14 protein-coding genes are annotated in these 19,998 nt (G+C 69.1%); 5 read left to right on the top strand and 9 right to left on the bottom strand.

Annotated features, from left to right (window positions below):
• The first annotated feature begins 202 nt into the window (after positions 1–202).
• Together BM140_RS14640 and BM140_RS14645 are read left to right on the top strand one after the other, a co-directional pair.
• Positions 203–3,376, top strand: a complete 3,174-nt coding sequence (locus BM140_RS14640) for an error-prone DNA polymerase (RefSeq protein WP_091947584.1) — start codon at positions 203–205, stop codon at positions 3,374–3,376.
• Positions 3,377–3,554: 178 nt separating this feature from the next.
• Positions 3,555–4,961 (top strand): Hint domain-containing protein, encoded by a 1,407-nt coding sequence (locus BM140_RS14645; protein ID WP_091947587.1) that lies wholly within the window; start codon positions 3,555–3,557, stop codon positions 4,959–4,961.
• 107 nt (positions 4,962–5,068) lie between these two features.
• On the opposite strand, the gene BM140_RS14650 is transcribed toward BM140_RS14645, so the two are convergent.
• The gene (locus BM140_RS14650; RefSeq protein WP_244535438.1) at positions 5,069–5,968 is read right to left on the bottom strand and encodes a LysR family transcriptional regulator; all 900 of its coding nucleotides are present in this window, start codon (positions 5,966–5,968) and stop codon (positions 5,069–5,071) included.
• Positions 5,969–6,547: 579 nt separating this feature from the next.
• On the opposite strand from BM140_RS14650, the gene BM140_RS14655 reads away from it, so the two are divergent.
• The 3 genes from BM140_RS14655 (at position 6,548) to BM140_RS14665 (ending at position 8,273) form a co-directional block, all read left to right on the top strand.
• A complete protein-coding gene (locus BM140_RS14655) occupies positions 6,548–6,790 on the top strand; it encodes a hypothetical protein (protein WP_131803838.1) in 243 nt (80 codons plus the stop codon).
• 367 nt (positions 6,791–7,157) lie between these two features.
• Entirely contained in the window at positions 7,158–7,850 is a 693-nt protein-coding gene (locus BM140_RS14660) for a LuxR C-terminal-related transcriptional regulator (RefSeq protein WP_091947596.1), read from the top strand.
• 159 nt (positions 7,851–8,009) lie between these two features.
• Complete coding sequence (locus BM140_RS14665; RefSeq protein ID WP_091947599.1) at positions 8,010–8,273, top strand: hypothetical protein; 264 nt, start codon at positions 8,010–8,012, stop codon at positions 8,271–8,273.
• A 37-nt stretch (positions 8,274–8,310) separates the two neighbouring features.
• On the opposite strand, the gene BM140_RS14670 is transcribed toward BM140_RS14665, so the two are convergent.
• The 8 genes from BM140_RS14670 to BM140_RS14705 all read right to left on the bottom strand — a co-directional run.
• Positions 8,311–9,282: a tripartite tricarboxylate transporter substrate-binding protein gene (locus BM140_RS14670; RefSeq protein ID WP_091947603.1), complete on the bottom strand. Its 972-nt coding sequence runs from the start codon at positions 9,280–9,282 to the stop codon at positions 8,311–8,313.
• 114 nt (positions 9,283–9,396) lie between these two features.
• Entirely contained in the window at positions 9,397–10,902 is a 1,506-nt protein-coding gene (locus BM140_RS14675; RefSeq protein ID WP_091947605.1) for a tripartite tricarboxylate transporter permease, read from the bottom strand.
• Between the two features lie 17 nt (positions 10,903–10,919).
• Positions 10,920–11,585 carry a tripartite tricarboxylate transporter TctB family protein gene (locus tag BM140_RS14680; protein ID WP_091947608.1) on the bottom strand — a complete coding sequence of 222 codons (666 nt, stop codon included), beginning with the start codon at positions 11,583–11,585 and terminating at the stop codon, positions 10,920–10,922.
• A gap of 130 nt (positions 11,586–11,715) precedes the next feature.
• Complete coding sequence (locus BM140_RS14685; protein ID WP_091947611.1) at positions 11,716–12,705, bottom strand: Bug family tripartite tricarboxylate transporter substrate binding protein; 990 nt, start codon at positions 12,703–12,705, stop codon at positions 11,716–11,718.
• A 164-nt stretch (positions 12,706–12,869) separates the two neighbouring features.
• Positions 12,870–13,913 carry a GNAT family N-acetyltransferase gene (locus BM140_RS14690; protein ID WP_131803840.1) on the bottom strand — a complete coding sequence of 348 codons (1,044 nt, stop codon included), beginning with the start codon at positions 13,911–13,913 and terminating at the stop codon, positions 12,870–12,872.
• A complete protein-coding gene (locus tag BM140_RS14695) occupies positions 13,910–16,135 on the bottom strand; it encodes a TonB-dependent siderophore receptor (RefSeq protein ID WP_114436000.1) in 2,226 nt (741 codons plus the stop codon). The genes BM140_RS14690 and BM140_RS14695 overlap by 4 nt, the downstream gene beginning before the upstream one ends.
• Before the next feature lie 266 nt (positions 16,136–16,401).
• A complete protein-coding gene (locus BM140_RS14700) occupies positions 16,402–17,685 on the bottom strand; it encodes a lysine N(6)-hydroxylase/L-ornithine N(5)-oxygenase family protein (protein WP_165616469.1) in 1,284 nt (427 codons plus the stop codon).
• A gap of 75 nt (positions 17,686–17,760) precedes the next feature.
• Positions 17,761–19,998: condensation domain-containing protein (locus BM140_RS14705; protein ID WP_165616470.1), on the bottom strand; the 2,238-nt coding region annotated here is incomplete at its 5' end.

Below are 19,998 nucleotides of genomic sequence, written 5' to 3' on the forward strand. Positions count from 1 at the left end.
GTGGCAATGGGGCGGCATCCCGATCGGGCCGTCGGACGAAGCTTGAGCGCGAGTCCCCTCTCCCTTGTGGGGAGGGGTTCGGGGTGGGGGTGGTGCCGGATGGGGCTCAGCGATCCATCCTGAACCACCCCCACCTCCTACCTCCTCCCCATAAGGGGGAGGAGAGGCGACACATCCTGTTCACCGAGAGGCGGGGCGCCCGGTGAGCCTCCCCGAACTCCACGTCACCACGCACTTCTCCTTCCTGCGCGGCGCGTCGAGCCCGGAGGAACTGTTCGCGGCGGCCGCCCTGCTCGGCATCCCGGCTTTGGGGGTGACCGATCACGGTTCGCTCGCCGGGATGGTGCGGGCGCATCAGGCGGCGAAGGTCACGGGGGTGCGCCTCGTCGTCGGCTGCCGGCTCGATCCGGAGGATGCAGCCCCGCTCCTCGTCTATCCCACCGACCGGGCGGCTTACGGCCGGCTGTGCCGGCTGCTCAGCCTCGGCAAGGCGCGGGGCGGCAAGGGACGCTGCGTGCTGACGTGGCGGGATGTCGAGGCGTGGCAGGAGGGGCTTTTCGCGATTCTGCTGGCCGAGACGTCGGACCCGCATCTGGCAAACAACCTCGCCCGCCTCAAAACCCTATTCGGCGCGCGCGCCTCCTGCGCCCTCACCCGCCGGTTCCGGCCGGACGACGCGGCCCGGCTCGACGCCCTGGCCGAGGCCGCCCGGCGGGCGCGGGTGCCCCTCGTCGCAACCGGCGACATCCTCTACCACGCCCGCCAGCGGCGCCGGTTGCAGGACGTGGCGACCTGCATTCGGCTCGGCGTCACCATCGAGCGAGCGGGCTTCCTCAAGGAGCGCCACGCCGACCGCTTCCTGAAAGCCCCGGAGGAGACCGCGCGCCTGTTCGCCCGCTTCCCCGAGGCGCTGGCCCGCGCCGAAGAGATCGCGGATTCCTGCCGCTTCTCGCTCGATGACCTCGCCTACGAATACCCCGCGGAATCCGGGCCCGACGGCCGGAGCGCGCGGGAGCGCCTGGAATTCCTGACCTGGGCCGGGGCCGAGCGGCGCTATCCCGAAGGCGTGCCGGAGACGGTGGCGCGCCAACTCGTCCACGAACTCGGGCTGATCGCCCGGCTCGGCTACGCCCCCTACTTCCTCACGGTCCACGCCATCGTGGCCTATGCCGAGTCTCAAAAAATCCTGTGCCAAGGGCGTGGCTCGGCGGCTAATTCGGCGGTCTGCTACTGCCTGGGCATCACCGCCATCGACCCCGTGCAGGGCAGCCTGCTGTTCGAGCGCTTCGTCTCCGAGGCGCGGCGCGAGCCGCCCGACATCGACGTCGATTTCGAGCATGAGCGGCGGGAAGAAGTGATCCAGTGGATCTTCGAAACCTACGGCCGCCACCGCGCCGCGCTGACCGCCGTCGTCAGCCGCTACCGCGCCCGCGGGGCCCTGCGCGAGGTCGGCAAGGTGCTGGGGCTCCCCGAAGAGGTGACCGGGGCGCTCAACCGGCTGACCTGGCCCTGGGGCGGCGAGGGCGCGGGCGAGCGCGAGCTGAAGGCGCTCGGCCTCGACGCGTCCGACCGGCGCCTGCGCCTCACCCTGGAGATCGCCCGCGAGTTGATCGGCACGCCGCGCCACCTGTCGCAGCATCCCGGTGGCTTCGTGCTGACCCTCGACCGCCTCGACGAACTGGTCCCGGTCGAGCCCGCCGCGATGGAGAACCGGCAGGTGATCGAGTGGGACAAGGACGACATCGACGCCCTCAAGTTCATGAAAGTCGATGTCCTGGGACTCGGCATGCTCGGCTGCCTGCGCCGGGCTTTTGGCCTGCTGGAGAGCGCCAAGGGCATCCCGCTCGACCTCGCCGGGATTCCGCACGGTGACGGGCCGACCTACGCGATGATCCAGAAGGCCGACACGGTCGGCGTCTTCCAGATCGAGAGCCGCGCGCAGATGGCGATGCTGCCGCGGCTGAAGCCCGACAAATTCTACGACCTCGTGATCGAGGTGGCCCTGGTGCGCCCCGGCCCGATCCAGGGCGACATGGTCCATCCCTACCTGCGCCGCCGGGAGGGCCACGAAGACGTCACCTACCCGACGCCCGAACTCCAAAAAGTCCTTGAGAAGACGCTCGGCGTGCCGCTGTTCCAGGAGCAGGCGATGCAGGTCGCCATGGTCGGTGCCGGCTTCACCGCGGCGGAAGCGGATGAGCTGCGCCGCTCGATGGCGACCTTCAAGATGACGGGCGGCGTCCACCGCTTCGAGGCCCGGCTGATCGAGGGCATGGTGGCCAACGGCTACGCGCGCGACTTCGCCGAGCGCACCTTCCGCCAGCTCGAAGGCTTCGGCTCCTACGGCTTCCCGGAGAGCCACGCGGCCTCCTTCGCGCTGCTCGCCTACGCCTCGTCCTACCTGAAGTGCCATCACCCCGACGTGTTCTGCGCCGCCCTGCTGAACGCGCAGCCGATGGGCTTCTATGCCCCCGCCCAGATCGTGCGCGACGCCCGCGAGCACGGTGTCCCGATCCACCCCGTCGACGTGAATTTTTCGCAGTGGGACTGCACCCTGGAGCGGGTCGGGGGTGGGCTTCTCGCCGTGCGGCTCGGCCTGCGCCTCGTCAGCGGCCTGCCAGAGCGCGACGGGGCGCGTCTGGTCGCGGCACGGGAAGCCATAGGATACAGGACGCTCGCCGCGTTGTCGGAGCGCACCGGCCTGCCCACCGCCTCGCTCGCCTGCCTCGTGCGGGCCGACGCGTTCCGCTCGCTCGGCCTGAACCGGCGCGAGGCCGCCTGGGCGGTGCGCGCCCTGGTGCCGGCCGCTCTGCCGCTCTTCGCCGCCGCGACCCGAAACGATTCGGAGCAAGGCGGCTCGGCCGAACCCGCCATCGCCGAGCCGCCGGTCGCCCTGCCGCCGCTGAGCGCGGGCGGCGAGGTCGTGGCCGATTACCGCGCCAACGGCCTCAGCCTGCGGGCCCATCCGCTGAGCTTTTTGCGCGACACGCTGACGAGTTTGGGCGCCCGGCCCTGCACCCGGCTGGCCGAAGCCCGCGACGGGACGCGGTTCACGGTCTGCGGCCTCGTGCTGATGCGCCAGCGGCCGGGCTCGGCCAAGGGCACGCTGTTTCTGACCCTGGAGGACGAGACCGGCATCGCCAACCTGATCGTGCGCCCCGAGCTGTTCGAGCGCGCCCGCCGCACCGTGCTCGCCGCCCGGCTGATGGCCTGCCGCGGCCGGGTCCAGCGGGTCGGCGAGGTCGTCCACCTGATCGCCGTCGAGCTGTTCGACCGCTCCGATCTCCTCATGCAGATCGAAGAGGAGGGCACGATTCCGGAGCCGGAGCCCGGCCGGGATACGGCGTTGCCGGTGCGGTCACGCAACTTCCGATGATCGCGCAGGGCGTGGCCCCATCGCCACACGCAACTCTTTGCGAAAACGGTCGTGGAAACTGCCTCCCAAACATTCGCTATGCGAAATGGAAGATGTTTTGGTTAATGGGCGATATACTGAAATCTCTAAATCGTTAATTGTTCCGGGCACTGGCAATGGACAGTGCAGGGGAACGTAGATGTCTGAGACTTTCGTCAATCAATCGTTCGGTACAGGTCAGGCGGCGACCGGCGTACTGGTAGCCAACACTTTCACGGGCACGAATATCGCCAGCGGCGCCTCGACGATCACCATCAACGGCAACGTGAATCTCCCGGGCTCCCCCGTCACCGTCGACGCCAACCTCGTCGGACTCGTCGGCGCAGGGCTCCAGGGCACCTATGTCGGCTTCAGCCAGCCCCAGGGCGTGACCGAACCGATCTACTACTTCAGCGTCTCGCCGGGCGGCCTGTCGTCCCCCGTCACCGTCGCGGTCAGCGCCGGTCAGCTCTCGACGGCCACCCTGCTCGCGCCCGTCAACACCACCCCCACCGTCACCGCGCCCGACAGCCAGACCATCGTCTGCTTCGCCTCCGGCACGCGGATCCGCACTGCGAAGGGCGATATCCGAGTCGAGGAGCTGCGCGTCGGCGACGATGTCGTGACGTCCTCCGGGGCTCGCCGCGCAATCCGCTGGCTCGGCCATCGCACCATCGCCTGCACGGGCCGGACCGACCTCGCGCAAGTGCTGCCGGTGCGCATCGCCCGCGACGCCTTCGGCGAGGGGCGGCCCGCGCGCGACCTCTTGGTCTCCCCCGCCCACGCGATCTGCGTCGATCTCCTCGGCGAGATCCTCGTGCCCGCCTGCCGGCTCATCAACGGCACCACGATCACGCAGATCGCCGTCGATGAGATCACCTACTGGCACGTCGAGCTCGACAGCCACGACATCCTGTTGGCCGAAGGTCTGCCGGCCGAGAGCTACGTCGAGTGCGGCAACCGTGGCTTCTTCGCCAATACCGGCGTGATCGATCTCGATGCCGCCCCCGACGCCCGCCCGAGCGGCCCGCAGGCCTTCTGCCGTCCGCTGATCGAGGGGGGCCCGCTGGTGGAGGCTCTGCGCGAACGCCTGGATGCGAAGGCGGTGACGCTCGGCTGGACTCTGGTCGAGACGCCGCTGGCCGAACTGCGGATCGTGGCCGACGGGCGGATCGTGCGGCCGGAAAGCCACGGCTTGAGCGCCCGCGTCCGCCTTCCCGCCGATACCAAGGATGTCTGGCTCGAATGCGAGACCAGCGTCCCGGCCCATCTCGGTGCCAGCACCGACGACCGGGCGCTGGGCATCTGCCTCGCCGCCCTGACGGCGGATGACGGGTTGAGCCTGCGCCGGACCCTGTCGGCCGGGAGTCCCGAACTGGCGGAAGGCTTTTACGAGGCGGGCGAGGGCCATCGCTGGACCGGGGCGCGGGCGCGGGTGCCGGCCTCCCTGTGGCAGGGCTGCCGTGACGAGTTCTTCCTGCGCATCGACCTCGCCGCTCCCGCCCTGCCGCGCTGGGTCGACAAGGGACACACCGAAGCGAAGGCCGAGCTGCGGCTCGTCGCCTGAGACGGACGGGCGGGCTCGGGTGATCCCGAGCCCGCTCGCCAGCACCAAGAGACGCGACAGCCGCCCCGGACACCGCATCCGGGGCGGCGCGGTCGTTCGCCGAAGAATTACCCCGCCGCTTCCCGCACCGGCGCTTCGGCCGCGTCCGACAGGAGAGACAGGCGCCGCGTCGCGAAATCGATGAAGCTGCGCACCTTGGCCGGCAGCAGCCGCGAGGTCGTCACGATGTAGACCGGTGTCGGCTGGAGCGTCCAATCCGGTATCACCTGCTCCAGCGCGCCGCTGGCGACGTCGGCACGGATGGCACTGAGATTCGCGGCGAACAGGCCGTGGCCGGCGAGCGCGAAGGTGCGCATCAGGCTCGGCGCGTTGCAGCCGATCTGGCCCGAGACCGCGACCGAGGCCGTCTCGCCCCTGCGGACGAACGACCAGTTCGTCGGCTGACCGGCGACGAGGACGTTGTGGTCGGTGAGGTCCTGCGGGCTCATCGGCCGGCCCCAATCCTCGAGATAGGACGGCGCGGCGAAGACGCCGTTGGCGAGTTCCGCCACCTTGCGCACGATCAGCGACGTCTCCCGCGGCGTCTCGACCGTCAGGGCCAGATCGTGGCGATCCTCCATCAGGTCGACCGGCCCATGCCCGACCCCGAGCTGGAGCCGGACATGCTCGTTGCCGCTCGCAAAGTCCGAGATGATCGTCGAGAGGTGCTCCTGTACCCCACGGTCGGCGGGCACCGCGATCTTGAGCAGGCCGCTCGGGCCCTTCGCCTCCGCCATGATGTCGTCGTAGGCCCGTTGCGCCTCCTCCACGAGGCGGGTCGCCTGGGCGAAATAGGCCTCGCCGTAGGAGGTCAGCGTCAGGCGCCGCGTGGTGCGGTCGAGCAGGCGCAGGCCGATGGCCGTCTCGAAGACGGTAATTCGCCGGGACAGCGAGGAGACAGGCATCCCCAGGACGAGTGCGGCTTGGCTGAAACTTCGCCGCTTGGCCACTTCGACGAAAAGGGCCATGTCGCGCAAGACTTGAGGATGGGGCATACCTGAGCGATCCGCTCCTAATGCTGAATGCCTTTCACGGACTTCCGCTGCGCCCATCGAGTCGAGGGCACAGTGTTGGTCGGAAGCCCCATCACGAGGCACCTTCGAAGATCGATACGATCGGAACGCACACTCGCCGTGAACACACCGCGAAGAAACGACCGAGGCACGAGCAAACAATTAAACATATGTAATTTTTTGCAGGCTACAGTCGGCGGCAACGATCTAAGTAATATGATTTTTGATATGGCAATACCACTCGTGGGACCTTCTTGCTGCCGGAAAAACACCTTCTGTTAAATGGGTGTGCATTTTGAGAATGATCTTTCAGATTTAGCGCGCAATGCGGCATCCCCTGCGCACATCCTCGCGAGGATATGCGCAGGGAATTGGCAGGCACGAAGCCAGCCTGTACGGCGAAGCCTTGACCTTCGTGATCCGCTCAGTCGAATGTTATTCGCTAACATTTCATGGGATCGTCCCGAGAAGGCGGAGACGGTCCCCATTCTACCTTGTGTCGCCGTCATCGACCCATGTCGGGGACACCCTTCGATGAGAGATCGTACCGTGTATCAGAACTGCCCGCGAAGCTCGGAAATCCTGTTCGTCGCGGCCGATGCCACGTGGCGGACCGAGGCCGCCCGGCTGCTCGACCGGCAAACCGACGACCCGGATCTGGCGCAGTGCCCCGAGGCGCACGGCCGGCCCCACAGCCTGCTGCGGCTCGCCTACGAGGCGCGCGAGCGGGCGCTGGCCGGCTGGGAGGCGTCCCGGCGCGCGGAGGCCGCCGCATAGCGCTCGAGTCCGATCAGGGACGCGCCGCCGTCCCGGACTTGTCCACCTCACCATCCCGAAGATGGGCGTCGTTACCGCCCTACGGCACCCACCATGCCGGCGGCCGGATCGTGAGCCTCCGCCGGACCGATTCGGCGGCCGTCGTCCCGCTCGCAAGCCCCCGTACTGAGCGGAGCGGCGGGTTTCGCGCGTCCGCGGCTTTACACCGGGAGTGCCGCGCGCTTAACGGCCAAGCTCTGATTTCGGCGCCCATCGCACGGTCTCGCGACCTCGGCGAGGGAGCCGGGACGATTGATATACGATATGGTGCGATGCTCGCGGTCGCGCACCGCTCAACGACACCTCGACACACGAAGCCCCGATCAGGATGTCCAGCGCCACCGCCCCACCGCCCCAGCCGCCCGCCGGCGGGCCCGTCGCCGTCGTCGCCGACGACGACGCGTTTTTCCGCCTCGCCCTGACGACCCTGCTGGTGCGCCGCCTCGGCTTCGCCCGCGTGGTCGAGACGGGCTCCCTCGACGAGGCGCTGGCGGCTCTGGCCGAAACGCCGGAGGCGAGCCTCGCCCTGTTCGATCTGCGGATGCCCGGCATGGCGGGCGCCGCTTCGCTCAGCGCCGTGCGCGAGTGCTTCCCCGCGGTGAAGGCCGCAATCCTGTCCGGCTCGACCGACCGGGAGGATATCCTGACGGCGCTCGCCGCCGGCAGCCACGGCTACGTGCCCAAGACCCTGCCGCCGCCGGAGGTGGCCAGCGCGCTCGAAATCATCCTCGGCGGGGCGATCTACGTTCCGCCGTTCCTGGCCGACATCCCCGCCCCCGGCACGGCACCGGCGCCGACGGTGCGGGAGCCGGGCGACGTGCCTGCCGCCTCGCTGACCCGGCGCCAGCGCGACGTGCTCGAACTGATCGTCGACGGCCGCTCCAACAAGGAGATCGCCCGCACCCTGGCCCTCGGCGAGGGCACCGTGAAGGTCCATGTCGCGGCCCTGCTGCGGGCGCTGGGCGTCGCCAACCGGGCCGCGGCGGCCGCCCTCGGCGCCCGGGCGCTCGGCCGGAGCTGAGCCGGGGTCGCAACGGGTTCGGCGGCGCGGTCGGCCGCATCGAAGGGCGGCTGTGGCATGCGGCAAGTCGCGGCAGCCGCCCCATGTTGATGCGCCGCTCCCCGAGCCCGACTATCGAGGCGGACGCGACCCCCATAGGACGATGGCGAGGACAGACCGATGAGCGCCCTCGACGGACTGCTCCTCCTGGCCTTCCTGGCCCCGCCGACGCCGATCCGGCCGGAGCCGCCGCGGCGGGTGCCGGGCTGGTTTCCGGCCTTCATCATGGGCGCGACGGTGTTCCTGATGGTGGCGCCGATGATCGCGATCTGGGGCTTCCACCGCCCGGAAAAGCCGTTCCGCGACGCCTGCGCGGCGGCGGGCGGACGCATCGTCCCGGCCTCGCTCGCGGGCGACGGGCCGCCCCGCTGCAAGCGGTTCTGAGACGGGCTCCGCGTCGGCGGAGCCCGGTTGTGGTCGCTTACGGGTTGCTCTCGACGGCGCTGCGCAGCACCGGGGTCCAGCGGGCGACCTCGCTCTCGACGAGCTTCTGCAGAGCGGCCGGGCCGGCCTCGTTGCCCTTCGGCACCGTGCCGCCGAGCTCGATGATGCGCTTCGAAGCGGTCGGGTCCTTGAGCGCCGCGTCGAGGGCGTCGATCAGCTTCTTGCGCACGTCCTCGGGCAGGCCCTTGGGAGCGAAGACCGCGTTCCAGGCGCTGACCTCGTAGCCCGGCAGGCCGGCTTCCTTGGTGGTCGGCACGTCGGGCAGGCTCGGATTCCGCTCCGGCGTGGCGACGGCGTAGGCCTTGATCGTGCCGCCCGTGATCTGCGTCGCGACGTTGACGATCTGGTCGGTCATGAAATCGACCTGACCGGCCATCAGGTCGTTCAGCGCCGGGCCGGTGCCGCGATAGACCACCAGCGTCGGCTTCGCGCCGATCTGCGAATCGAACAGCACGCCGGTCGAGTGCGAGACCGAGCCGACGCCCGCATGCGCCTGGTTGATCGAGGCGCCGCCCGCCTTCACGGCCTCGACGAAGCTCTTGAGATCGGGGGCCGGGAAGGCCTTCTTGGCGACGATGACGATGGGCGTGCCCGCCGCCATGCCGATCGGGTCGAAGCTCGTGGCCGGATCGTATTTCAGTCCCTTGAACAGGGCGGGCGCGGCGCCGTGGGTCCCCATATGGCCCATCATGATGGTGTAGCCGTCGGGCGCGGCCTGCGCGGCGCGGGTGATGCCCGTGGTGCCGCCGGCGCCCGTCACGTTCTCGATCACCACCTGCTGGCCGAGCGCCTTCGACATCGGGTCGGCGACGATGCGGGCGACGATGTCGGTCGGGCCGCCCGCGGCGAAGGGGACCACCATGGTGATCGGCCGCTGCGGATAGGAATCGGCGCGGGCGCCGACAGCGGTCAGAGCGGCCAGAAGCCCGAACGCGAGAGCCTTCTTCACGGTGTTCCCCCTGCTTGATCTTGTCTCATTCGCCGCGTCGGCCGCCGGGTTGGTGGCAGCTGCAGCGATGCGCCCCTTGGGAACGAAGTCCGCCGCTGTTTTAATCCCGACGATTCAGGCTTCGGTGAAGACTTCGTCGCGGCCTTTTCGCAACGAGGGCAACAGAGCGGCAGCCAGGATCGCGAAGGCGACGATGAACAGGACGGCGCTGATCGGGCGCTCGAGAAACACCATCAGGTCGCCGCGCGAGAGGGTGAGCGAGCGGCGCAGGTATTCCTCCATCAGCTTGCCGAGCACGAAGCCGAGCAGCAGCGGCGCCGGCTCGAAGCCGAACTTGATCAGGATGTAGCCCATCAGCCCGAAGAAGCCGATCAGCATCACGTCGGTCGGCAGCGAATTGATCGAGTAGATGCCGACCGAGCAGAACATCAGGATCGCCGGGAACATCAGCCGGTAGGGCACCTTCAGCAGGCGCACCCAGACGCCGACGAGCGGCAGGTTGATGATCAGCAGCATCAGGTTGCCGATCCACATCGAGGCGATCATGCCCCAGAACAGGTTCGGGTTCTTGGTCATCACGCCGGGGCCCGGCACGATGCCGTGGATCGTCATGGCGCCGACCATCAGGGCCATCACGGCGTTGGGCGGGATGCCGAGGGTGAGCAGCGGAATGAAGGCGGTCTGCGCGCCGGCATTGTTGGCGCTCTCGGGGCCGGCCACGCCCTCGATGGCGCCGCGGCCGAAGCGGCGCGGATCCTTGGCGAGCTTCTTCTCGATCGTGTAGGCGGCGAACGGCCCGAGCACCGCGCCGTTGCCCGGCAGGATGCCGAGGATCGCGCCGATGGCGGTGCCGCGCAGGGTCGCGGGCGTCGCCTGCTTGAGGTCGGCCAGACCCGGCAAGAGGCGGCCGATGCGCGCTCGCACCACGTCGCGGGTCTCGGTCTGGTCGAGGTTGCGCAGGATCTCGGCGATGCCGAACAGGCCCATCGCCAGCACCGAGAAATCGACGCCGTCGGTGAGGAAGGCGAAGCCGAAGGTCATCCGCTCCTGGCCGGTCTCCAGATCGGTGCCGACCGCGGCGAACAGAACGCCGACGAAGATCATCGCCACCGCCTTCAGCACCGAGCCGTGGGCCAGCACGACGGCGAAGGCCAGCCCCATCACCATCAGGGCGAAGTATTCGGCGGGGCCGAAGATCAGGGCGAGCTTGGTCAGCGGCGCGCCGAGGGCCGCGATCAGCACGGTCGCGACCGTGCCGGCGAAGAACGAGGCGATGGCCGCGGTGCCGAGCGCGATGCCGGCCCGGCCCTGGCGCGCCATCTGGTGGCCGTCGAGCGTGGTGACCACGGAGGTCGCCTCGCCGGGGATGTTGACGAGGATGGCCGTGGTCGAGCCGCCGTACTGCGCCCCGTAATAGATGCCGGCGAGCATGATGAGAGCACCGACCGGATCGAGCCCGAAGGTGATCGGCAAGAGCATCGCGATGGTGGCGATCGGCCCGACGCCGGGCAGCACGCCGATCAGCGTGCCGACGAGGCAGCCGAGGAAGCACAGGGCGACGTTCTGGAGGCTGAGCGCGACCGAGAAGCCCAGGCTGAGATTGGAGAGAAGGTCGGGCACGAAGAACCGCTCCGAGATCAGGTCGTCAGGGAGTGGCGCGCGACCTCGATGGGTTCGCGCCGGCTCGAGCGGCGTTGGACGAGGAGGAGGCCCGAGCCCACGAGCGCCATCACGCCCGCCGCGATCCGCAACAGGGTGCGGGCCGGCAGCACGCCGGTCATCGCCTGGACCACGGCGGTGGGGAAGATCGGGATCGGCAGGTTCAGCATGTCGCCGAACAGCAGCATGCAGCCCGCCGTCAGGAACAGCGCGAGCGTCAGGAGTTCGAGGAAGCGCGCCTCGGTGCCGGCATAGCCCGCGATGACGATGGCGAGGGGGCCGGCGACGATGAGGCCCAGCCCCGGCGTCGAGACGCCCCCGAGCGCGAAGGGCCGGATCGTGACCGCGAAAGCGAGCACAGCCAGGGTGATGACGAGGGGGCCGCGCAACGAGACCGATTGCAGCGGGTGCCCGTCATGGGTGAAGCCGGCGACCGCCAGAGCCAGTCCGCAGATCCCGACGCCGACGGACAGCCAGAACGGCATCAGGCCGGGGCCGATCGCCCGGAGCGAGCCGTAATCAAGGTCGCTCGAGGCCCAGACGCCGAACAGCCCGAGCCCGATCAGGCCGAGGCCGGCGACCAGGCTCTGCGGGGCCCGCACCGGACCGCGGCGCGCCGACGTGCCGTCGAGGGGCGCGTCCATCCTTGTTTCCTCCAGAAAGCCGGACCGCCATCGAGGGCGGCTTTTTTATCGTTCTGCCACGGCGCGCCCTGCGCGTCGTGCCCGATTATCGAGCCGGCGGCCCGCCATCCACGACGGGCCGCTTTTCGAGTCAATCCGCCTGGATGCCGGCTTCCTTGACCACCGGAGTCCACTTGGCGATCTCGGACTTCACGTGCTCGGCGAGCGCCTCCGGGGTCGAGGGCGTGAGCTTGGCGCTGAAGCCCTTCATCCGCTCGGCGAGCCCTGGATCGGCCAGCGCCTTGACCGCGGCGGCGTTGAGGGCGTCGACGATCGGCTTCGGCGTGTTGGGCGGCGCGAACAGCGCGTTCCAGGTGTAGGTCTCGTAGGCCGGCAGGCCCGATTCCGCGATGGTGGGCACGTCGGGGAAGGAGGGCGCGCGCTCCTTCGTCGTCACCGCGAGCGCCCGCAGGCTACCGGCCTTGATGAATTCCGAGGCCGAGGGAAGGTTGTCGAACTGGATCATCACCTGCCCGGCCACCACGTCGTTGAGCGCCGGGCCGGAGCCGCGATAGGGGATGTGCTGCATCTTCACCCCGGCCATGCTCTTGAACAGCTCGCCCGAGAGGTGGAGCGGCGTGCCGACGCCCGACGAGGCGTAGTTGTACTTGGTCGGGTCGGCCTTCAGCAGGGCGATCAGCTCCTGCACGTTCTTGGCCGGCAGGTTCGGGTTGACCACGAGCACGTTCGGCACGACCGCGAGCAGGGCCACGGGGCTGAAATCGGTGACCGGATCGTAGGGCTTGCGCTTGAGGATCAGCGGGTTGAGCGCATGGGTCGCGACCGTGCCCATCAGGATGGTGTAGCCGTCGGGCTCGGCCTTGGCGACGCGCGCCGCGCCGACATTGCCGCCCGCGCCGACCACGTTCTCGACCACGACCTGCTGGCCGAGGATGTCCGACATCTTCTGCGCCACGAGGCGCCCGACCACGTCGGTCGAGCCGCCGGCGGCGAAGGGGACCACGAGGGTGATGGGCCGTGTCGGATAGGCCGGCGCTTGCGCCTGCGCCGCGAGCGGCAGCGCGGCGGCGATCAGTCCGCCGACGACGAGCGCACGGCGCGACAGGGATGACAGACCCATCCAAACTCCTCCCGGATCATTGTCTTGGCGCGCCGGCTCAAAGCGGCGCGCCGGAGCATGAAGGGGGAGGAACGGCGCGCCGCGCAACCCATGCGCGGCGCCGATATGCAACAGACCTGTGGAGTCGCAACTCAAACCGTCCGCGACGCCCCGGAATCGCCGGGTCAGGCCGGCCCGGAATGGGGCGGGCCGAAGAAGGTCTCGCGCTCGATGTAGATCAGCTCCGAGCGCTTGTGCGGCAGGTCGAACTCCTTCAGCCGCACGAAGCCCTGCTTCTGCATGTACTCGATCCAGCGCACGTGATCGATGCGCGGGTCGCCGATCACGCGGGTCGTGCGGGAATCGTCGAGGAACATGTAGTGGAGCACGGCGCGGAACCACGCCTCGACCTTACCCGGCCCCTGATGGCGCGGATCGCCGACGAGGAGATGCAGACCGCGGTCGTAATCGTGCACGTCGTAGAACGGCGAGACCCGGTCTTCCTTCGCCCAGTAGATCTCGAAATAGGCGAACGGCTGGTCGTCGAAGCAGCCGACGAAGCTTGCCATATGCGGATCGGCGGCGACGGTGGACAGATATGCGCGGTGATGGTCGAGATCGCCGCGCTCGTTCCAGAATTCGGCCACGCTGTCGAGGTTCATCCAGCGATTGATGGTCTCGAGGTCACCCTCGACATCGACCGCGCGGATCGAGAAGTCCGCTTTGAACCGCGGCATGTGGCGCCGGTAGACCTCGCCGACCGGCTTCACCGGCCGCTTCGGATGGCGCTTGTCGCCGCTCATGACATAGGCGAGCGGCGTCCGACCGCTGGCCCTTCCCTTCAGCCACAGGTCGGGATGCTGCCAGAATGCGCTGCGCTGGGCGGTGAGCCGCAGGCCCCCCTCCCCCGGCTCGACCGCCTGGATCACGCCCGCGCGGATCGCCTCGCGGGCCCAGTCGTCTGAGGCCGGCAGGGTGATCTCGGCCGTCTCGGCCTTCGGGCGCCGGGCGAAGACGTGGGCCAGCAGCGGCAGCAGGGCTTCGGGCGGCATCCCCGCCTCGAACCCGTCGAGAGCGGTGAAGACGTGCCGCTCGGGCCGGGCAAAGACCAGCGCGCCGCCCCCCTCAACCACGATGCGGGCGCGCTCGTCCTCGACCTCGGCGAAGACCTTTCGTCCGTCGGCGAGGACGAGGGTGAAGGGCATCGAGACCTGGTCCAACGAACTCACCACGTGTAACGGGCTCCGACGATGACCTTGCGCTCCTGGCCATAGAAGCAGGAGGTCGGGTCGCCGCAGGCGCTGATGAACTTCCTGTCGGCGAGGTTGCGGATGTTGAGGGAGAAGCGCCAGTTCTCGTAGGCGTAGGACACGCCGAGATCGACGAGGAAGAATTCCGGCACGCGGATCGGCGTCAGGCTGATCGAGCCGACCGAGCCGCCGGTGTAGCGCAGGCCGGCGCCGAGCCTCAGGCCGCGAAGATCGCCGGTGAGGAAGGTGTAGTCGCCCCACAAAGCGGCGATGCGATCCGGCACCGCCGTCGGACGCGTCCCCACTTCGATCGGCTCGTCCGGGCTGCCGATGACGCGCACATCCTGAAGCGTGTAGGTGCCGATCGCCCGGAAGCCGTTTCCGAACTCGACCAGCGCCTCCATCTCGTAGCCGCGCGAGCGCAGATCCTGTGCATAGGAAAGCAGTCCGAATGTCGAGACGACGTTGGTCTGCGTGATGTCGAAGGCGGAAGCACTGAGGAGGATCGGCAGACCCGGCGCCTTGTATCGCAGGCCGATCTCCTCCTGCTTGCCGAGGCTCGGGCGGAACGGGCCCGACGACACCAGATCACCGTCCCGGGCGAACCGGCCGGCACCCGGATTGACGGAGAAGGATTCGGAGTAGCTGATGTAAGGCGCGAACCCGTTGTCGAAGAGGTAGACGGCGCCGATCCTCGGCGACAGGGCCGAGTCCTTGGAGACGCCGGAACTGTCCGCGTTCACCGGGTCCTTGAAGTCGTTGACGGCGGAGTCGTACCGGAAGCCGCCGGTCAGCACGAGGCGATCGAAGAACTTGATCTGGTCCTGAAAGTAGACGCCGACCTGCGAGATGGTCTGCCGTTCGTCCTGGAGCAGGAGCGGAGCGCCGGGAGCGATCGGCTGGCCGATGCCGGAGAACACGTCGAGAAGTCCGCCGTCACGAAAGTTCTGCTGATCGAAGCTGTACTGGTTCAGATAATCGACGCCGACGAGCACCGTATGCTTTGTCGGGCCGAGGAAGAAATCCGCCTGCAGTTGGTTGTCGAGCGTGAAGGCCTTGGCACCGACCTTGCCGCCGATGGCATAGCGGTTGATCGTTCGGAAGGTCGGGTCGTCGAAGTTGATACCGGCACCGTAGACCGTGTTGATGCCGGTGCTGACGGTGGCGTAGCGCAGGTTCTGGCGCACGGCGAAGGCATCGTTGAAGCGATGCTCGAACTCGTAGCCGATCGCGTATTGCGTGCGGATCTGCTTGTCGAAACTCGTGTTGCCCGTATAGAGCCGCCGCGAGATGCGCCCGTTCGGGTTCGGCAGGACGGTGCCCTGGGCCGGCAGGAAGTCGCTGTCGATATGGGTGTCGTCCTGCAGGAACGAACCGAACACGATCAGCGAGGTCTGGTTGTCGGGCTTCCAGGCGAAGGACGGCGCCAGCGCGATGCGTTGGCCGGTGAAGGGGTTGCCGCCGTTGAGCTGGGTGTTCTGGCCGACGCCGATCATGCGGTAGCTCAGCGTGCCGTCGCCGTTGAGCGCCCCGCCGAAATCCATCCCGATGCGCGGCTGCTCGAAATTGCCGACCTGCATGTCGACCATGGCGAAGGGCACCGGGGTCGGGCGCTTCGAGACGTAGTTGATGGTGCCGCCTGGGCCGCCCTGGCCGTAGAGAACAGAAGAGGGTCCCCGCAAGACTTCGAGGCGCTCGATCATAAACGGATCGACCCGGTAGCCGCCATAGGGGCGGGTCAGTGGCAGGCGCAGATTGTCCTGAAAGAAGTTGGCCGGCAGGCCGCGGATGGTGATGTAGCTGTCCGAACGCGAGTTGCTGCCGTAGGTGTCGGCGTTGATGCCCGGCGTATACTGGAAGACTTCGCTGGCGCTCGTCGCTTGTAGGGTCTCGATGCGATCACGTCCGATGACGGTGAGCGATTGCGGCGTCTCGATGATCGGCGCGGCGGTCTTGGTGCCTGCGGTGCTGGTGTTGGCCACCAAGCCTTCGACCGGGCCCTTGCCGCCGGCCTCCGGGTCGCCGGAGACCGAGACGACGTTGCGGCCGGGACCGCCGGGACGACCGGCTCCGCGGCCCTGGCCCGATCCCTCGACCGAAATCTCGTCGAGCCGGGTGGATTCCTGAGCCATGGCGCCGAGCGGCGCCACGAGGCCGACGGCGCCGAGCATCGCGGCCGAACCGGCCGTCAGCACCGTCATCCGGCATCGTTCCGAGATACGCATCAACACCCCCGAAGCAGAAATAGAACTATGGTCGAGCTTGTTATTCCGTCGCACACGCCGTTGCAATGCATGAGATCAAATCTAGAACAGTTTTTAGAACCATTCTATTTTTGGCGACGAATGGAGAGACTGCCTATTCTTCCCGAACCAACGCGCTGATCGTGGCTTTGCCGTCACATCGACAAGAATAATGGTCGAGAATACGAGCCGCTGACGGTGTATCCACAGCCCCGGCTCCGCTTTCAGCTCGCCGAGGCGAGCGAGCGACAGCTGCGCCCGGACAGGATGTCGCCGACGATCTCCGACGCCCGGAGCGGCAGGATGGAGAGCAGCGTATCGGACAACCCATGGCTGCCTTCGTTGCAGCCCTGGAGGTAGATGCGCGGGGTGTAGGAGGCCGGTGTCTTGAGCCGATAGAAGCGATCGACCTCGAAACCGCCGAGGTCGGCGGCGAGTCCGGCGAGCAGCCGTCGGTGACCGTCGTGACGGTAGCCGGTCGCCAGGATCGCCACGTCGAAGCCCTCGCTCGCGACCGTGCCGGTCACCGCGTCGCGCAGATCGAGGACGAGGCCGTCGCGCTCCTGCGCGGATTCGATGGTCCGCCCCGACAGCACCCGGTGCCGTTCGGTGCCGGTCACGCGCTGGCGGTAGAGCAGAGCGTAGATGCGCTCGATCAGGTCGTGGTTGACCACCGCGTAGTTGGTGTTGCGCATGGAGGCGATGAGGCCGCGCCGCGCCTCGGCCTCCATCGCATGCACCGCATCGACGAAAGCGGCGTCGAACACCTCGTTGACGAAGGGGCTGTCGTCGGCCGGGCGCAGGGCGTGGTCGCGCAGGATCAGCGTGGCCTGCGCCTCGGGAAAGCGCTGGGTGACGTCGTAGAAGACTTCCGCGGCGCTCTGCCCGCCGCCGATCACCGCGACCCGCACCGGCCCGCGCGAACCGATCCGCGCATCGCGCCGCGAGAGGTAGGACGAGGTGTGGACGATCCGGTCGTCACCGAAGCCCTGGAACAGCGCCGGAATGCTCGGGCGCCCGCCGACCGCGACGACGAGGTCGCGGGTCAGCCGCTCGCTGCGGGTGCCGTCGGCGTCGCGCGACACGACCCGCAGCCGCGAGACGGTGCCGTTGCGCGTCACCGGCTCGACCGCCTCGACGGTCTCGCCGTAGCTGACGCGGTCCTCGAAGGCGGCTGCCGCCCAGCGGAAGTAATCGGTGAATTCCTCCCGCGTCGGCGCGTCCTGCTTCAGGTTGATGAAGCTCTCGAGCCGGCCCTTGTGGTGCAGGTAGTTCACGAAGGTGAACGGGCTCGTCGGGTCGCGCAGGGTCGCCAGATCCTTGAGGAACGAGATCTGGACGGTGCTGCCCTCGATCTGCATGTCGCGGTGCCAGTGGAATCCGTCCTGGCGCTCCAGGAAGCCCCAGTCGAGCCGCTTGGCGCCGGGAATTTCAGAGAGCGCCACGGCGAGCGCGAGGTTGGCCGGCCCGAAGCCGATGCCGATCAGGTCTCTCTCCTTGTGGGTCATGTGCATCCCGCTCAATCGGCTGTTGCGTGTGCGGAAGGCGCCGTCCGGCGCCGCCCGTCGGTGTCGTGAGGTCGTTCAGGCCGCGGCGCCGGGTCGGGCGAATGGCACAGCAAGAGGCGGCCGGAGCCACGCGACCGGGCGGTCCGGATCGCGGGCGGCGGCTTCCAGCACGGCGGCGAAGTCGTCGGCCAAGGCCGCGACGGTGGCCGCGTCGAACAGGCCGGTGAGGTAGCCGATCGAGACGGCGAGGCGTCCGTCGGGCCGCTCCTTGAGGTCGAATTCCAGTTCGAAGCTCTCGTCGCCGCACTCGACCGGCAGGTCGCTCGCCCTGAGGCCCGTCAACAGATCCGGGTGCTCGGGCTCGGCCCGGAGGTAGCTGAACAGCACTTGGAACGGCGCTCCTGCACGGTCCGGCAGACCCCGCTTCCCGAGCGCGTCGAGGAGGCGGGCGTAGGGCAAGGGTCCGGCGCCCTGAGCGGCCAATCGCTCGTCGCGAACCGCGATGAGGAGCTGCGTGAAGGACTTCGCCGGATCGACATCGAGCACCGTCAACTCGGTGGCGACCAAGCAGCCCACCACCGAATCCAGCTCGGGCGCCCCGCGGTCGGATACGAGCAGGCCGAGGCTCAGGGCGTTGCGGTCGCAACGGCGGCGCAGGGCGACGCCCAGGGCGGCCATCGCCGCCATCGGCAGGGTCGCGTTCACGGCGCGCGCTTGGTCTGCCAGCCGGGCCGTCGTGGCGATGGGCAGTTCGAAGCGGAGGCGGGCGCCTTCGCTGCCGAGGGTGAGCGTGCGCGGCCGGTCGGTCGGCACCGGATCGGGCCGCCACGCGCCGGACAGGCGCTCCAGCGCCTGCGCGAGCCGGGCCTCCGTCGCCGGGGTGCGATCCTGTGCCCGGCGCCACGCGGCGTAATCGGTGGACTGCCGTGCGGGTTCGGGTAGCCCGGGCTCCGCGCCGGACGAGAAGGCGCGGTAGGCGGTGCCGACTTCGTCGAGCAGCAGGGCCATCGCCTGCCCGTCGCCCGCGGCATGGTGGACGGCGAGCGTCAGCAAATGGTCCTGGCGGCCGAGCCGGGCAAGGCCGATCCGGATCGGTCGATCCGCCGCCATGTCGAACGGGCGGTTCGCCTGCGCGCGGGCGAAGGCGAGGGCGTACGCCTCGGCGTCCCGGCGGGGGCGATCGGTCAGGTCGAGCCGCTCGATTCGCAACGGTTCGGGCGGATGCACCACCAGTTCGAGGCCGGCTTCGCCCTCGCGAAAGGTGGTGCGCAGGGCGTCGTGCCGGGCGGCGACATGGTCGAAGCTCGCCCGCAGCGCGTCGGTGTCGAGGGGGCCGGACAGGCGGATCGCCCCGAAGATGGTCCAGGCGGCGCTGTGAGGATGGCGCCGCTGCCAGTGCCAGAGGCCGGCCTGCATGTCGGTGGCCGGAACCGCCCGGTCGCGGGGGGGCGGGGGAACGCTCGGGGTCGGCGCGACGGGGGGCGCGGCCTCGATATGGAGCGCGAGCGCCGAAAGACCCGGCGTCTCGAACACCGCGCGCAGCGGCAGGTCGCGCCCGAACTCGGCACGGATACGGGCGACGAGCTTGGCGGCGAGGAGGGAGTGTCCGCCCAGCGCGAAGAAGCCGTCGTCCCGGCCGACCTTTTCGATACCGAGCAGCGACGCCCACAGGCCGGCGAGCCGCTCTTCCGTCGCCCCCCGCGGCGGGGCGTAGGCGCCCGCCTTCCATTCCGGCGCCGGCAGGCCCGCCCGGTCGAGCTTGCCGCTCGCCAGACGCGGCAGCGCCGGCAGCACCACGATCAGCGAGGGGCGCATATGCGCCGGAAGCCGCTCCGCGAGATGGGCGGCGAGAACCGCGGCGAGATCCGCCTCCGCCCCGCCCCGCCCGGCGACGTAGGCGACGAGATGCGCCTCCGCGCCTCGTTTCGCCGCGCGCACCGCCGCCTCGCGGCAGCGCGGATGGGCCAGCAGATGCGCCTCGACCTCGCCGGGCTCGATGCGGAAGCCCCGCACCTTCACCTGCGCGTCGATCCGGCCGAGATAGCTCAGCGAGCCGTCGGCGCGCCGCACCACCCGGTCGCCGGTGCGGTAGAGCCGCCCGCCCGCGGCCCCGAACGGGTCGGGCACGAAGCGCGCGGCGGTCTCGGCCGGCGCGCCGACATAGCCGCGGGCGAGGCCATAGCCGCCGATGTAAAGCTCACCCGGCACGCCGATCCCGACCTCCTGCAGCGTCTCGTCGAGGACGTGGGCGGTGCGGGCGCCGACGGGCGTGCCGATCGGCAGCCAATCCGCGCCGTCCCAGGCGGTGGCGGG

Source organism: Methylorubrum salsuginis, assembly GCF_900114375.1.
GTDB lineage: Bacteria > Pseudomonadota > Alphaproteobacteria > Rhizobiales > Beijerinckiaceae > Methylobacterium > Methylobacterium salsuginis.

Coding starts and splice junctions, on each gene's coding strand:
- BM140_RS14645 (WP_091947587.1), top strand. CDS start 3,555: ATGTCTGAGACTTTCGTCAATCAATCGTTCGGTACAGGTCAGGCGGCG.
- BM140_RS14650 (WP_244535438.1), bottom strand. CDS start 5,968: ATGGCCCTTTTCGTCGAAGTGGCCAAGCGGCGAAGTTTCAGCCAAGCC.
- BM140_RS14655 (WP_131803838.1), top strand. CDS start 6,548: ATGAGAGATCGTACCGTGTATCAGAACTGCCCGCGAAGCTCGGAAATC.
- BM140_RS14660 (WP_091947596.1), top strand. CDS start 7,158: ATGTCCAGCGCCACCGCCCCACCGCCCCAGCCGCCCGCCGGCGGGCCC.
- BM140_RS14665 (WP_091947599.1), top strand. CDS start 8,010: ATGAGCGCCCTCGACGGACTGCTCCTCCTGGCCTTCCTGGCCCCGCCG.
- BM140_RS14680 (WP_091947608.1), bottom strand. CDS start 11,585: ATGGACGCGCCCCTCGACGGCACGTCGGCGCGCCGCGGTCCGGTGCGG.
- BM140_RS14685 (WP_091947611.1), bottom strand. CDS start 12,705: ATGGGTCTGTCATCCCTGTCGCGCCGTGCGCTCGTCGTCGGCGGACTG.
- BM140_RS14695 (WP_114436000.1), bottom strand. CDS start 16,135: ATGACGGTGCTGACGGCCGGTTCGGCCGCGATGCTCGGCGCCGTCGGC.
- BM140_RS14700 (WP_165616469.1), bottom strand. CDS start 17,685: ATGACCCACAAGGAGAGAGACCTGATCGGCATCGGCTTCGGGCCGGCC.